The sequence below is a fragment of the Burkholderia sp. 4NA327C6 genome, from assembly GCF_005502655.1.
Taxonomy (GTDB): Bacteria; Pseudomonadota; Gammaproteobacteria; order Burkholderiales; family Burkholderiaceae; genus Burkholderia; species Burkholderia contaminans.
This window is the reverse complement of record NZ_SCNZ01000012.1, coordinates 44,022-57,031: the sequence shown is the minus strand read 5'-3', so window position 1 is coordinate 57,031 and position 13,010 is coordinate 44,022. Positions and strand designations below refer to the sequence as shown.

General features: G+C 67.3%; 14 protein-coding genes. 9 read left to right on the top strand and 5 right to left on the bottom strand.

The genetic code is table 11. The features are described 5' to 3' along the window. Positions 1-4: 4 nt before the first annotated feature. From moeB to gpmA, 3 genes are all read right to left on the bottom strand, one after another. Positions 5-757, bottom strand: coding sequence for a molybdopterin-synthase adenylyltransferase MoeB (gene moeB, locus FFS49_RS14605; RefSeq protein WP_039346236.1), 753 nt, complete (start codon positions 755-757; stop codon positions 5-7). A gap of 103 nt (positions 758-860) precedes the next feature. Then, positions 861-2,408, bottom strand: a complete 1,548-nt coding sequence (locus FFS49_RS14600; RefSeq protein WP_039346234.1) for a S41 family peptidase — start codon at positions 2,406-2,408, stop codon at positions 861-863. Positions 2,409-2,685: 277 nt separating this feature from the next. Further along, complete coding sequence (gene gpmA, locus FFS49_RS14595) at positions 2,686-3,432, bottom strand: 2,3-diphosphoglycerate-dependent phosphoglycerate mutase (RefSeq protein WP_012329275.1); 747 nt, start codon at positions 3,430-3,432, stop codon at positions 2,686-2,688. 135 nt (positions 3,433-3,567) lie between these two features. Between gpmA and FFS49_RS14590 the strand changes: the two genes are divergently transcribed. The 5 genes from FFS49_RS14590 (at position 3,568) to FFS49_RS14570 (ending at position 6,481) form a co-directional block, all read left to right on the top strand. Further along, the gene (locus FFS49_RS14590) at positions 3,568-3,990 is read left to right on the top strand and encodes a rhodanese-like domain-containing protein (protein ID WP_105816767.1); all 423 of its coding nucleotides are present in this window, start codon (positions 3,568-3,570) and stop codon (positions 3,988-3,990) included. Continuing rightward, positions 3,987-4,247, top strand: coding sequence for a glutaredoxin 3 (gene grxC / locus FFS49_RS14585; RefSeq protein WP_039346228.1), 261 nt, complete (start codon positions 3,987-3,989; stop codon positions 4,245-4,247). Before FFS49_RS14590 ends, grxC begins: the two co-directional genes overlap by 4 nt. 107 nt (positions 4,248-4,354) lie before the next feature. Continuing rightward, on the top strand, positions 4,355-4,837 hold the full coding sequence (secB, locus tag FFS49_RS14580; RefSeq protein ID WP_011353285.1) for a protein-export chaperone SecB: 483 nt from the start codon (positions 4,355-4,357) through the stop codon (positions 4,835-4,837). Positions 4,838-4,865: 28 nt separating this feature from the next. Then, positions 4,866-5,864: an NAD(P)H-dependent glycerol-3-phosphate dehydrogenase gene (locus FFS49_RS14575; RefSeq protein WP_039346225.1), complete on the top strand. Its 999-nt coding sequence runs from the start codon at positions 4,866-4,868 to the stop codon at positions 5,862-5,864. 92 nt (positions 5,865-5,956) lie between these two features. After that, complete coding sequence (locus FFS49_RS14570) at positions 5,957-6,481, top strand: O-acetyl-ADP-ribose deacetylase (protein ID WP_047852252.1); 525 nt, start codon at positions 5,957-5,959, stop codon at positions 6,479-6,481. 34 nt (positions 6,482-6,515) lie between these two features. On the opposite strand, the gene trmL is transcribed toward FFS49_RS14570, so the two are convergent. Then, on the bottom strand, positions 6,516-6,986 hold the full coding sequence (gene trmL, locus FFS49_RS14565) for a tRNA (uridine(34)/cytosine(34)/5-carboxymethylaminomethyluridine(34)-2'-O)-methyltransferase TrmL (RefSeq protein WP_021164234.1): 471 nt from the start codon (positions 6,984-6,986) through the stop codon (positions 6,516-6,518). Between the two features lie 105 nt (positions 6,987-7,091). Then, positions 7,092-7,892 carry a phosphoribosyltransferase family protein gene (locus FFS49_RS14560; protein ID WP_105816768.1) on the bottom strand — a complete coding sequence of 267 codons (801 nt, stop codon included), beginning with the start codon at positions 7,890-7,892 and terminating at the stop codon, positions 7,092-7,094. A gap of 81 nt (positions 7,893-7,973) precedes the next feature. Between FFS49_RS14560 and FFS49_RS14555 the strand changes: the two genes are divergently transcribed. The 4 genes from FFS49_RS14555 (at position 7,974) to ctaD (ending at position 12,961) form a co-directional block, all read left to right on the top strand. Beyond that, the gene (locus FFS49_RS14555; protein ID WP_039346210.1) at positions 7,974-8,939 is read left to right on the top strand and encodes a methyltransferase domain-containing protein; all 966 of its coding nucleotides are present in this window, start codon (positions 7,974-7,976) and stop codon (positions 8,937-8,939) included. A gap of 195 nt (positions 8,940-9,134) precedes the next feature. Continuing rightward, a complete protein-coding gene (locus FFS49_RS14550; RefSeq protein WP_046196288.1) occupies positions 9,135-9,659 on the top strand; it encodes a DUF2244 domain-containing protein in 525 nt (174 codons plus the stop codon). A 55-nt stretch (positions 9,660-9,714) separates the two neighbouring features. Further along, a complete protein-coding gene (coxB, locus tag FFS49_RS14545) occupies positions 9,715-11,310 on the top strand; it encodes a cytochrome c oxidase subunit II (protein WP_105816769.1) in 1,596 nt (531 codons plus the stop codon). 43 nt (positions 11,311-11,353) lie between these two features. Further along, entirely contained in the window at positions 11,354-12,961 is a 1,608-nt protein-coding gene (gene ctaD / locus FFS49_RS14540; protein ID WP_031401318.1) for a cytochrome c oxidase subunit I, read from the top strand. Positions 12,962-13,010: the final 49 nt, after the last annotated feature.

Genomic DNA, 13,010 nt, shown 5'->3' with positions numbered 1-13,010 from the left:
CGCGTCAGTGCCGGCCCCCGCACACGGGGCAGTCGGCCTGGCGCGCGATTTTCATCGTCGTCCATTCCATCCGCAGCGAATCGAGCATCATCAGGCGCCCGTTGAGCGTCTTGCCGATTTCCCCGATCACGCGCAGCGCCTCGGCGGCCTGCATCGCGCCGATGATCCCGACCGTCGGCGCGAACACGCCCATCGTCGCGCACGCGACTTCCTCGAACGGCTGGTCTTCCGGAAACACGCACGCGTAGCAGGGCGCGGCCGGGTCGCGGAAGTCGAACGTGCTGATCTGCCCGTCGAAGCGCAGCGCGGCGCCCGATACGAGCGGCACGCCATGCGCGACGCAGGCGCGGTTGATCGCGTGCCGCGTCGCGAAGTTGTCGGTGCAGTCGAGCACGACGCTCGCGTGCGGCACGTGCGCGTCGAGCCATGCATCGTCGACACGCTCCGCGACCGCGTGCACTTTCACCTCGGGGTTCAGCTGCGCGAGCGCGTCGCGCCCCGATTCGACCTTGTGGCGGCCGACCGAAGCCGTCACGTGCAGGATCTGCCGCTGCAGGTTCGTGAGATCGACCGTATCGGCGTCGACGAGCGTGATCGTACCGACGCCCGATGCCGCGAGGTACATCGCGGCGGGCGAGCCGAGGCCGCCCGCGCCGACGACGATCGCATGCGCATCGAGAAAGCGCTGCTGTGCCTCGATGCCGATTTCGTCGACGAGGATGTGACGGGAGTAGCGAAGGAGTTGATCGTCGTTCATGGGGAGTCGTGGCGAGGCGGCGTATGTGTCGTTATTTTAGGCGCGCATGAAAAACGGGCCATCGCGGTCTTCCCGCGATGGCCCGTCGGATGCCGGCCGGCGCTTACTTCGGCGCCGACGCGGGCTTCGGTGCGGAAGCCGGCTTCGCGCTGGCGCCCGATGCCTTCGAGGCCGTGGCGGCCTTGCCGGCCGGGCCCTTCGTGCTTTCGGCGAGCAGCGACTTCGATTCCTGGACCGGCTTGCCTTCGAGCTTGTTGAGCGCCTGCTGCATCATGAAGTCGTCGGCGCTGCCGAACTCGATCGGCTTGCGATCGCGATCCTTCTGGCGCTGCTCCGGCGTCTTCTTGTCGTTCTGCTCCTCAAGCACGCGCAGCTGATCCATCCGGCGCTGCTCGCGGTCTTCCTGTTCCTTCTTCTCGTTCGGATCCTGCGTGTTCGCCAGGTGGTTCGTGTAGTCGACCTCGCGCGTCACGAGCACGTCGTCCGGATCGCCATCCGCGTACTGGTCGACCGGCACGTCCGGCGTGATGCCCTTGTTCTGGATCGAACGGCCGCTCGGCGTGTAGTAGTACGCGGTGGTCAGGCGCAGCGCGGTGTCGGCCGTCATCGGGCGGACCGTCTGCACCGAACCCTTGCCGAACGTCGTCTTGCCCATGATCTGCGCGCGCTTCGAATCCTGCAGCGCACCGGCGACGATTTCCGACGCGGACGCCGAATAGGCGTTCGTCAGCACGATCATCGGCACGGTCTTGAACACCGGCGGCAGGTTCTTCAGCGGATCGCCATCGAAGGACGGCAGGCGATAGTTGTCGTACGTATCGCGGTAGACCTGCTTCGAATCGGCGATCTGGCCGTTGGTCGACACGACGACGGAGTCGGGCGGCAGGAACGCGCCGGCCACGCCGACCGCGCTCTGCAGCAGGCCGCCGCCGTTGTTGCGCAGGTCGAGGACGAGGCCCTTCAGGTTCGGCTGCTGGCGTGCGATGTCCTGCAGCTTCTGGGCGAGATCGGGTGTCGTGCGCTCCTGGAAGCTCGTGATGCGGACATAGGCATAGCCCGGATCGAGGATCTTCATCTTCACGCTCTGGACCTTGATGATCGCGCGCGTGACGGTGACCGGGAACGTGCGGTCGTCGCTCTTGCGGAAGATCGTCAGCGTGACCTTGGTGCCCGGCTCGCCGCGCATCTGCTTCACGGCCTTGTCGAGCGTCATGCCGCGCACCGGCTTGTCGTTGATGCGGGTGATCAGGTCGCCCGGACGGATGCCGGCGCGGAACGCGGGGGTATCCTCGATCGGCGAGATCACCTTGACGAGGCCGTCTTCCTGCGAGATCTCGATGCCGAGACCCGCGAAGCGGCCCTTCGTCTGCTCCTGCAGCTCGTCATAGTCGGTCTTGTCGAGGAACGACGAGTGCGGGTCGAGGCTCGACACCATGCCCTTGATCGCGGCCGTCAGCAGCTTCTTGTCGTCGACCGGTTCGACGTACTCGCGCTTGATCTGTCCGAAGACTTCCGCGAACAGGCGGAGCTGGTCGAGGGGAAGCGGCGCCGTGGCGGTCTGCTCGGCCGATGCGGAAACCTGCAGCGTGGCGAACACGCCCGTGGCGAGGCCCGCGGCAATCAGGCCGATGTTCTTCAATTTCATTCGCATAGAGATCTGGTGCGGTCGGGAAGCGCGTGGCGGTAGCGGGGATGATGTAGCGGACAAGTATAACTGTTCGTCCGATAACTCAGTGGAACGGCGCGAAAAGCGTCGAACAGGCCCGGAGCCGGCCCGGCGGGCGCCGCCGGATGCGCTGCGGGTTCGAAAGCGGATTCGACAGCGCCGGCGCCGCGAAGGTTCGCGCGGCGCTCGCGACAAGGGCCTGAGGCGGGGCCGGACGGGCCGCAGCGGACGCCGCCCGCCCGGCTCGCCCGGCCGACGGGCGTCAGCCCGCCTTGCCCTGCTTCGCGACGGCGGCCTGCGCCTGTGCGATCGCGTCCTGGTCGCCGAGGTAATAGTGCTTGATCGGTTTCAGGTTCTCGTCGAGCTCATACACGAGCGGCACGCCGTTCGGGATGTTCAGGCCGACGATGTCGCTGTCCGAGATGCCGTCGAGGTACTTGATCAGCGCGCGCAGCGAGTTGCCGTGCGCGGCGATCAGCACCTGCTTGCCGGCGCGGACCGCCGGGGCGATCGACTCGTTCCACAGCGGCAGCACGCGCGCGACCGTGTCCTTCAGGCACTCGGTGAGCGGCAGCTGCTCGCGCGGCACCTTCGCGTAGCGCGGGTCGTTGAACGGCGCGCGTTCGTCGGTCGGCTCGAGCGCGGGCGGCGGCGTGTCGTAGCTGCGGCGCCACACGAGCACCTGCTCGTCGCCGAACTTCGCGGCCGTTTCCGCCTTGTTCAGGCCCGACAGCGCGCCGTAGTGGCGCTCGTTCAGGCGCCACGAATGGACGACCGGCAGGTACATGAGGTCCATCTTGTCCTGCACGTGCCACAGCGTGCGGATCGCGCGCTTGAGCACCGACGTGTACGCGATGTCGAACGTGTAGCCGGCCTCCTTGAGCAATTCGCCGGCCTGGTAGGCCTCGTTGCGACCCTGCTCGGTCAGGTCGACGTCGACCCAGCCGGTGAAGCGGTTTTCCTTGTTCCACGTCGATTCGCCGTGGCGGATGAGAACGAGTTTGTACATGGATCTTGCGGTCGGTAGTGAAGGAAGCGGTGGCGCGTCGTGCAGGACCCGACCCGGGCCCGCCATCGCGCAAGACGGTTATTTTATAATGGCGGGATTGTCCTCATCCGATTTCTCTTTTTCCGGCGGAATTCCGTGACGTTCTTTACCAATTACACCAACCTGGCCCTTATCGCGATCCTGGTGGTATCCGGCGGCCTGCTGGCCTGGCCCGCGCTGCGCCGCGGCCGCGGCGGCCTGTCCGCCGCAGAGGCGACGCAACTCATCAACCGCCGCAACGCGGTCGTGATCGACGTGCGCGCGCCGGCCGATTTCGCTGCCGGCCACCTGCCGTCGGCGCGCCAGGTCGCGGCGGGCGAGATCGGCACGAAGATCGTGCAGGTCGCGAAGAACAAGAGCACGCCGGTGCTGCTCGTCTGCCAGAACGGCCAGCAGTCGCAGAAGGCGGCGCGCGAGGTCGAGGCGGCGGGTTACGCCGAGGTGCACGTGCTCGAGGGCGGCGTGGCCGCCTGGCAGCAGGCCGGGATGCCGGTCGTCAAACAAGGAGTGGCGAAGTGAACAAGGTTTTGATGTACAGCACGCAGGTGTGTCCGTATTGCATCCAGGCCGAGCGCCTGCTGAAGCTGCGCGGTGTCGAGCAGATCGAGAAGGTGCTGATCGACCGCGATCCGGCCCGCCGCGACGAAATGATGACGCGCACGGGGCGCCGCACGGTGCCGCAGATCTATATCGGCGACACGCACGTCGGCGGTTACGACGATCTGTCGAAGCTCGACCGCGAAGGCGGGCTCGTCCCGCTTCTGCAAGCGGCCTGATTAGGGCAGAATGGCCGCCGGCCGCGCCGCGGATTGGGCGCGCAGGATTCATCCGTGGCGGCCGGCGAGAAGCCGGGCCGCCCCGTCACCACTTTTAGGGAAACACCATGTCCGACGTCGAAAACCAACCGTTCTTCAACATCCAGCGCGTCTACCTGAAGGATATGTCGCTCGAGCAGCCGAATTCGCCGGCGATCTTCCTCGAGCAGGACATGCCGTCGGTTGAAGTCGAAGTCGACGTCAAGGCCGACCGCCTTGCGGAAAGCGTGTTCGAAGTCGTCGTGTCGGGCACCGTCACCGCGAAGGTGAAGGACAAGGTCGCGTTCCTGATCGAAGCGAAGCAGGCCGGCATTTTCGACATCCGCAACATTCCGGACGAACAGCTCGACCCGCTCGTCGGCATCGCATGCCCGACGATCCTGTTCCCGTACCTGCGTTCGAACATCGCCGACGCGATCACGCGTGCGGGCTTCCCGCCGATCCACCTGGCGGAAATCAACTTCCAGGCGCTGTACGAACAACGCCTCGCGCAGCTTCAGCAGCAGGCCGGTGCCGCAGCAGGCGCACCGAATGGCACGACGCTGAACTGACGTTTCACTCGGAGGACCGGTGCTGGGTATGAAAGTAGCCGTTCTCGGCGCCGGTGCTTGGGGCACCGCGCTCGCGGGCCATCTGGCCGCGCGGCACGATACGCTTCTGTGGGCGCGCGACGCCGCGCTCATCGCCGGGCTGCAGGCCCGGCACGAAAATTCCCGCTATCTGGACGGCATCGTGCTGCCTGACGCGTTGCGCTACGACGCCGATCTCGGCGCCGCGCTCGCGCATGGCGCCGCGGACGACGCACTGTGCGTGATCGCCGCGCCCGTGGCCGGGTTGCGCACGCTGTGTCACGCGATGCGCGACGCAGGCTGCGTGCCTGCGCATGTCGTCTGGGTCTGCAAGGGCTTCGAGGCCGACACGCATCTGCTGCCGCACCAGGTGATCGCGGCCGAGTTGCCCGAACAGCACAGCAACGGCGTGCTGTCGGGGCCGAGCTTCGCTCGCGAAGTCGGGCAGTCGCTGCCCGTCGCGCTGACGGTGGCGAGCACGTCCGCCGAATGCCGCGAGCGCACGCTCGCCGCGTTCCATCACGGCGCGATGCGGATCTATACGGGCGACGATGTGGTCGGCGTCGAGGTCGGCGGCGCGGTGAAGAACGTGCTCGCGATCGCGACCGGCATCGCCGACGGTCTCGGCCTCGGGCTGAACGCGCGCGCCGCGCTGATTACGCGCGGCCTCGCCGAAATGTCGCGGCTCGGTGTCGCGCTCGGCGGGCGAGCGGAAACCTTCACGGGCCTCACGGGCCTCGGCGACCTGATCCTCACCGCCACGGGCGACCTGTCGCGCAACCGCACGGTCGGCCTGCAACTGGCGGCCGGCCGCACGCTGAACGATATCCTCGGCGCGCTCGGCCACGTGGCCGAAGGCGTGCGCTGCGCACAGGCCGTGCTGGCCATCGCGCGCGCGCAGTCGATCGAAATGCCGATCACCGAAGCCGTGTGCGGCGTGCTGTTCGACGGCATCGCGCCGCGCGACGCCGTCAGCGGCCTGCTGCGGCGCGACGCGCGCGCCGAGTAACGCGGTTCGGCGCCGCGTTCGCGTCGGGCGCGCGGCGCCCGGCGTCAAAGCGCGCTACGCTTGAACAGTCTCCGGCGTTCCGGGAGGTTGTCATGCTGCAGATCCATTCCACCACGCTCGATGCGCAGGTCGTCGACATCACGACGCTCGATGTCGACGCGATCGTCAACGCCGCGAACGGTTCGCTGCTCGGCGGGGGCGGTGTCGACGGTGCGATCCACCGCGCGGCCGGCCCCGGCCTGCTTGCCGAGTGCCGCACGCTCGGCGGCTGCGAGACGGGCGACGCCAAGCTCACGCGCGGCCACGGGTTGCCGGCGCGCTATGTGATCCACGCGGTCGGGCCCGTGTGGTACGGCGGCGGGCGCGGCGAGGCGGATCTGCTTGCGTCCTGCTACCGGCGCGCGATCGAGCTGGCCGAGGAGGTCGCGGCAACGTCGATCGCGTTCCCGGCGATCAGTTGCGGCATCTATCGCTATCCGGCCGAGGAAGCCGTCGAGATCGCGGTCGGCACCGTCGCCGAAATGCTGCCGCAGGCGCCGAACCTCGCACGCGTGGTGTTCGCGTGCTTTTCTCCCGACATTTACGACCTGTATCGCGCACGGCTCGCGCGGGCGTGACGCGCCTCGCGGTTCCGGGTGCGCCGCGCAAGCGTCATGCGCCGCCTTCGAAGCCGGCCTGGCGCCACGCCTCGAACACGACCACCGCGACCGTGTTCGACAGGTTCAGGCTGCGGTTGTCCGGCCGCATCGGCAGGCGTACGCGTTGTTCGTTCGGGAAGCGCTCGAGCAGCTCGGCGGGCAGGCCGCGCGTTTCCGAGCCGAACACGAACCAGTCGCCGGGCAGGAACGCATGATCGTGGAAGCGGCCCGAGCCGCGCGTCGTGAACGCGAACATCCGCGCGGGATCGGGCGTTTCCGCCGCGATGAACGCATCCCAGTCGCGGTGCACGCGCATCTGCGCATACTCGTGATAGTCGAGGCCCGCGCGGCGCATCCGCGCGTCGTCGAGCGGGAAGCCGAGCGGCTCGATCAGGTGCAGGCGCGCGCCCGTGTTGGCGCACAGGCGGATCACGTTGCCGGTGTTCGGCGGAATTTCGGGAGCGACGAGGACGACGTTGAACATGTTTCGGTCTGGCTGGGCCGGCCGGGGCGGCGCCATGTGCGCGTTCCCGGCCGGCCGGTTCGTGGCGGCCGCCGCCGTGTTCGGGCGGCTGGCCTCTCTATCTAATTAATCCCTGGCGGTGCGCAGCGCAACCAGATTCGTCACGCGCGCGGCGCCCGCCGCCTTCAGCGCGTGCGCGGCGGCCGCAAGCGTCGCGCCGGACGTCATCACGTCGTCGACGAGCGCGACGTGGCGGCCGGCGACGCCACCCGCCACCGCGAATGCTGCCATCACGTTGTCGCGCCGTGCGTGCCGGTCGAGCCGCGACTGCGGCGCGGTATCGGCGACCCGCGCGAGCAGCGCAGCATCGGCGCGCACGCCGAGCCGCCGCGCGAGCGGGCGCGCGATCGCCCACGCCTGGTTGTAGCCGCGCGCGACGAGCCGCCGGTGCGACAGCGGCACCGGTGCCACCAGGTCGAAGCCGCCGGCGCCGGGCGTATCGTCGACCAACCGGGCGAGCCGCGCGGCGAATTCGGTGCCGAGCGCGAGTTTCCGGTGAAACTTCAGGCCGCGTGCGAGCCCGTCGAGCGGCGCGCAGTAATCCGCCAGCGCGAGCGTCGCATCGAATGGCGGCGGCGCCGCGCGGCACGCGTCGCACCGGTATGCGGTAACGCGGCCGTTGCGAGCGCCGCCGCGTTGCGAGGGCAAACGCGGTGGCCCGATGCCCAGCGGCAGCGCGCAGAGGTCGCAGCGCAGCCGCGCTTCGTTCCAGTAAGCGGCGTCGCAAGCGCTGCAAATCACGGCGTGTGACAAATTGCCGCACAGTGCGCAGCGATTCGGCAGCGCGACCGCGGCGACGCGCGCTGCCAGCGCGCGAACCTGCGACAAAGCGACGCGCATCGTGCGTCGGGCGGAACTGCGGATCATCGCAACACTCCTGACACCCCGCCTCAATGAAGCCCGCGGGGCGAGCGAGTATACTTCGGGCTCTTCGCCAGTGTGCCCGACATGTCCCCAGCTTCGACTTCAACCGGCCGTCCGGCCAATGACGCAAGGCGCCTGCGGCGGATCTTCGACCGCCGTGCCGCCACGTTCGATGCGGTCGCGTTCCTGCCGCGCGAGATCGCGCAGCGCATGAACGAGCGCCTCGAATACATCAAGGTGAGCCCCACAGCCGTGCTGGACGCGGGCTGCGGCCCGGGCGACGACCTGCCGGCGCTGCGCGCGCGCTTTCCCGAGGCGCCCGTATTCGGCGTCGACCTGTCCGGCGCGATGCTCGCGCAAGCGGGGCAGCGCGAGGTCGAGCAGGCGAGCTGGCGCCGCTGGCTGCCGGCCTCTCTCGGCCGCGCACTGGGCCAGCGCGGCCCGCGCGTCGCGCAGGCCGATTTTGCCGCGCTGCCGTTCCCGGGCGGCGCGTTCGACCTGATCTGGTCGAATCTTGCGCTCCACTGGCATTCGCGCCCGGACGCGGTGCTGCCCGAATGGCAGCGCGTGCTGCGCGTGAACGGGCTGCTGATGTTCAGCACGCTCGGCCCCGATACGCTGCGCGAGCTGCGCGCGGCCTGCGCGGACGCCGAAGCGGCACTCGGCATGGCGCCGCCCGCCCCGCGCGTGATCGATTTCGTCGACATGCACGACCTCGGCGACATGCTCGTCGAGAGCGGCTTCGAGATTCCCGTGATGGATCAGGAAGTGCTGACCGTCACCTACAAATCCCCCGGCTCCCTGCTGGCCGACGTGCGCCGCTGGGGCGCCTATCCGTTCGACCGCGACGCGCCGCAGCGCGCGACGCGGCGCTTTCGCGCGGCGCTCGACGACGCGCTGGAGGCCCGCCGGCGCGCGGACGGCACGATTCCGCTGACGTTCGAAGTGATCTACGGCCACGCGTGGAAGGCCGTGCCGCGCACGACCGCCGAAGGGCACGGGATCGTGCGCATCGAGGACATCGGAAAGGGGCGTCCGAAGAATCGGTAAAGCGGTAAAGAGGGGTTTTGTTATGTCTGAAATTAGCGGCGCAAAGCGGGGTCGAATTGTCGCCTGAAATGGCCGGAAAGCTTGTCGCGCTTGGCTCCCGGGCCGATAGTCGCTTGCTTGTGGATGCCATTGAACCCGCCTATAATGCGTCAGCTTGTCGTCCCGGGGTCCCCGCAATACGGGGCGACGAGTCCGATGCAGGCATGCATCGCATGCCATTCGCGTGAGGCGGCGATGGAAGCAGCGAGGGTTTTGGCGGAGACGACGAACGGCGAGCCGGTCCTCGAAGACTGGCTCATGAAACGCAACTGTTCGGCGTCGCCGCGCCAGTTCGTGCTGTTTTACGCGTCGCTCGCGGGCTTCTCGCTGGTGATTGCGACATTGCTGATGTGGCAAGGGGCTTGGCTCGTCATGCCCTTCACCGGAATCGAGTTGCTGGCTGTGGGTGTCGCATTTGCGATCTATGCTCGCCATGCGGTCGATTACGAACGCATCAGGCTGTATCCGCACCGGCTCGTGATCGAGCGGATGGATGCGGAGCGGCTCACGCAGATCGAATTCAACCCGCGCTGGGTGCGGGTCGAGCCGGGTGCGACGCCACGCGATCCGATTCGGCTGGTATCGCGCGGGCAGACCGTCGTAATCGGGCAGCATCTCGCGCAGTACAAGCGCGCGCAGTTCGCCGACGAACTGCGCGTATCGCTCAGGCGCTGCGGCTGACGAGGCGCGGGCACCGGCGGATAGGGCCGGTAGCTTGCGACGGGGGAGGGTTTGAATGGAAATTTTGGGTAAGGATGCTATGAAAACAATCAAGCGAGCCCTCGCGGGCGTGCTGGCATGCAGCGGATTGCTCTTTGCCGGTGCGGCCCTGGCGGTCGGTGATAGCCCGGGCGGCCCCCGTGTCAACGAGATCAACTTTCAGCCGCCTGTCACGAAGATCGCCGAGGAGCTCTACGATCTCCACACGATGATGCTCATCCTGTGTACGGTGATCTTCGTCGGCGTGTTCGGCGTGATGTTCTATTCGATCTTCGCGCACCGCAAATCCAAGGGCCACAAGGCCGCCAATTTCCATGAAAGCACGACCGTCGAGATCATCTGGACGATCGTGCCGTTCGTCATCGTCGTGCTGATGGCGCTGCCGGCGACGAAGGCCGTCGTCGCGATGAAGGACACGACGAACGCCGATCTCACGATCAAGGTCACCGGCTACCAGTGGAAGTGGGGCTACGACTACGTGAAGGGCCCGGGCGAGGGCATCGGCTTCCTGTCGACGCTCAGCACCCCGCGTGACGAAGTGATGGGCAAGAAGCCGATCACCGACACCTATCTGCAGGAAGTCGACAACCCGCTCGTCGTGCCGGTCAACAAGAAGATCCGCATCATCACGACCGCGAACGACGTCGTCCACTCGTGGTACGTGCCCGCGTTCGGCGTGAAGCAGGATGCGATCCCCGGCTTCGTGCGCGACACGTGGTTCAAGGCCGACAAGGTCGGTACGTTCCGCGGTTTCTGTACCGAGCTGTGCGGCAAGGAGCACGCGTACATGCCGGTCGTGGTCGAAGTCCTGTCGGATGACGACTACGCGAAGTGGGTCACCGCGCAGAAGGCCAAGCTGGCCAGCGCCGCAGTCGATCCGAACAAGGTCTACACGATGGCTGAACTCGTCGCGCACGGCGAGGAGGTCTACAAGGCGAACTGCGCGGCCTGCCATCAGGTGAGCGGCAAGGGCCTCGGCGCGTTCCCGGCCATGGACGGCAGCCCGATCGTGAACGGCCCGATCGCCGGCCACGTCGAGCGCGTGCTGCACGGCAAGGGCGCGATGCCGTCCTGGGCGTCGCTGTCGGATCTCGACATCGCGTCGGTCATCACGTACGAACGCAATTCGTGGGGCAACCACAAGAACGACCTGCTGCAGCCGAAGCAAGTGGCCGACGCGCGTAACGGCAAGATGCCGGAAGACGCGGCGGGCGCAGCGGCAGCGGCACCGGCGGAAGCCGCTTCGGCGGCGGCGCAAGCCGCGTCGGGCGCAGAGCAGCCGGCCGCAGCGGCCTCGGCCGCACTGTCGACGATCTACTTCGAGACGGGCAAGAGCGTGCTGCCGGCCGACGCGAAGGCGGCGATCGCCGCCGCGGCCGACTATGCGAAGGCGCATCCGGACGCGAAGCTCGCGCTGTCGGGCTTTACCGACAAGACGGGCTCGGCCGACGCGAACGCCGAACTGGCGAAGCATCGCGCGCAAGCCGTGCGCGACGCGCTGAAGGCAGCAGGCGTGGCGGAAGACCACATTATTCTCAAAAAGCCGGAAACGATCACGGGCGGGGCTGACGCGAAGGAAGCCCGGCGTGTCGAGATCGGCCCGGCGGCTTGACGTGTCGCTGAGTTAGTCGACGTATTCGCATTAGGAGATTCTCATGTCTAGCATCGGGCACGACGTAGCCGCGGACCACGCGCACGACGACCACGCGCACGAAATGCCGCACGGCTGGCGGCGCTGGCTGTTCGCCACCAACCACAAGGACATCGGTACGCTGTACCTGTTGTTCTCGTTCATCATGTTCCTGTCGGGCGGCGTGATGGCGCTCGCCATCCGGGCCGAGCTGTTCGAACCGGGCCTGCAGATCATGCGTCCGGAGTTCTTCAACGAACTCACGACGATGCACGGCCTGATCATGGTGTTCGGTGCGATCATGCCGGCGTTCGTCGGCTTCGCGAACTGGATGATTCCGCTGCAGATCGGCGCCTCCGACATGGCGTTCGCGCGGATGAACAACTTCAGCTTCTGGCTGCTGCCGGTCGCGGCCGTGCTGCTGGTCGGTTCGTTCTTCGCGCCGGGCGGCGCGACGGCCGCCGGCTGGACGCTCTACGCGCCGCTGTCGACGCAGATGGGCCCGGGCATGGACTTCGCGATCTTCGCGGTCCACATCATGGGCGCATCGTCGATCATGGGCGGGATCAACATCGTCGTGACGATCCTGAACATGCGCGCTCCGGGCATGACGCTGATGAAGATGCCGATGTTCGCGTGGACGTGGCTGATCACCGCTTACCTGCTGATCGCGGTGATGCCGGTTCTGGCAGGCGCGATCACGATGGTGCTGTTCGACCGCCACTTCGGCACGTCGTTCTTCAACGCGGCAGGCGGCGGCGATCCGGTGATGTACCAGCACATCTTCTGGTTCTTCGGCCACCCCGAGGTGTACATCATGATTCTGCCGGCGTTCGGGATCGTGTCGCAGGTGATCCCGGCGTTCGCACGCAAGACGCTGTTCGGCTATAGCTCGATGGTGTACGCGACGGCCTCGATCGCGATCCTGTCGTTCATGGTCTGGGCGCACCACATGTTCGCAACGGGCATGCCGGTCACCGGCCAGCTGTTCTTCATGTACGCGACGATGCTGATCGCGGTGCCGACGGGCGTGAAGGTGTTCAACTGGCTCGCGACGATGTGGCGCGGCTCGATGACGTTCGAAACCCCGATGCTGTTCGCGATCGGCTTCCTGTTCGTGTTCACGTTCGGTGGTCTCACGGGCCTGATGCTCGCGATGGCGCCGCTCGACATCCAGTATCACGGGACCTACTTCGTGGTGGCGCACTTCCACTACGTGCTGGTGGCCGGCTCGTTGTTCGCGCTGTTCTCGGGCTGGTACTACTGGGCACCGAAGTGGACGGGCTGGATGTACAACGAGACGCGCGGCAAGATCCACTTCTGGGCGTCGATGATCTTCTTCAACCTGACGTTCTTCCCGATGCACTTCGTCGGTCTCGCCGGCATGCCGCGTCGCTACGCGGACTACCCGGCGCAGTTCACGGACTTCAACCAGGTGGCGACGATCGGCGCATTCGGCTTCGGCCTCGCGCAGGTGTACTTCCTGTTCGCGGTCGCGCTGCCGGCCTACCGTGGCGGCGGCGAGCTGGAAAAGGCGTCGGACAAGCCGTGGGATGGCGCGACGGGCCTCGAGTGGACGGTGCCGAGCCCGGCTCCCTTCCACACGTTCGAGCAACCGCCGCACGTCGAGTAAGTTTCACAGTGCGCTCCGCCGCTGCCTGCCGCGCAGGCCGGCGCGGCGG

Coding starts and splice junctions, on each gene's coding strand:
- moeB (WP_039346236.1), bottom strand. CDS start 757: ATGAACGACGATCAACTCCTTCGCTACTCCCGTCACATCCTCGTCGAC.
- FFS49_RS14550 (WP_046196288.1), top strand. CDS start 9,135: ATGCAGGCATGCATCGCATGCCATTCGCGTGAGGCGGCGATGGAAGCA.
- FFS49_RS14575 (WP_039346225.1), top strand. CDS start 4,866: ATGAAAGTAGCCGTTCTCGGCGCCGGTGCTTGGGGCACCGCGCTCGCG.
- trmL (WP_021164234.1), bottom strand. CDS start 6,986: ATGTTCAACGTCGTCCTCGTCGCTCCCGAAATTCCGCCGAACACCGGC.
- coxB (WP_105816769.1), top strand. CDS start 9,715: ATGGAAATTTTGGGTAAGGATGCTATGAAAACAATCAAGCGAGCCCTC.
- FFS49_RS14570 (WP_047852252.1), top strand. CDS start 5,957: ATGCTGCAGATCCATTCCACCACGCTCGATGCGCAGGTCGTCGACATC.
- secB (WP_011353285.1), top strand. CDS start 4,355: ATGTCCGACGTCGAAAACCAACCGTTCTTCAACATCCAGCGCGTCTAC.
- FFS49_RS14555 (WP_039346210.1), top strand. CDS start 7,974: ATGTCCCCAGCTTCGACTTCAACCGGCCGTCCGGCCAATGACGCAAGG.
- FFS49_RS14600 (WP_039346234.1), bottom strand. CDS start 2,408: ATGCGAATGAAATTGAAGAACATCGGCCTGATTGCCGCGGGCCTCGCC.
- FFS49_RS14560 (WP_105816768.1), bottom strand. CDS start 7,892: ATGATCCGCAGTTCCGCCCGACGCACGATGCGCGTCGCTTTGTCGCAG.
- ctaD (WP_031401318.1), top strand. CDS start 11,354: ATGTCTAGCATCGGGCACGACGTAGCCGCGGACCACGCGCACGACGAC.
- gpmA (WP_012329275.1), bottom strand. CDS start 3,432: ATGTACAAACTCGTTCTCATCCGCCACGGCGAATCGACGTGGAACAAG.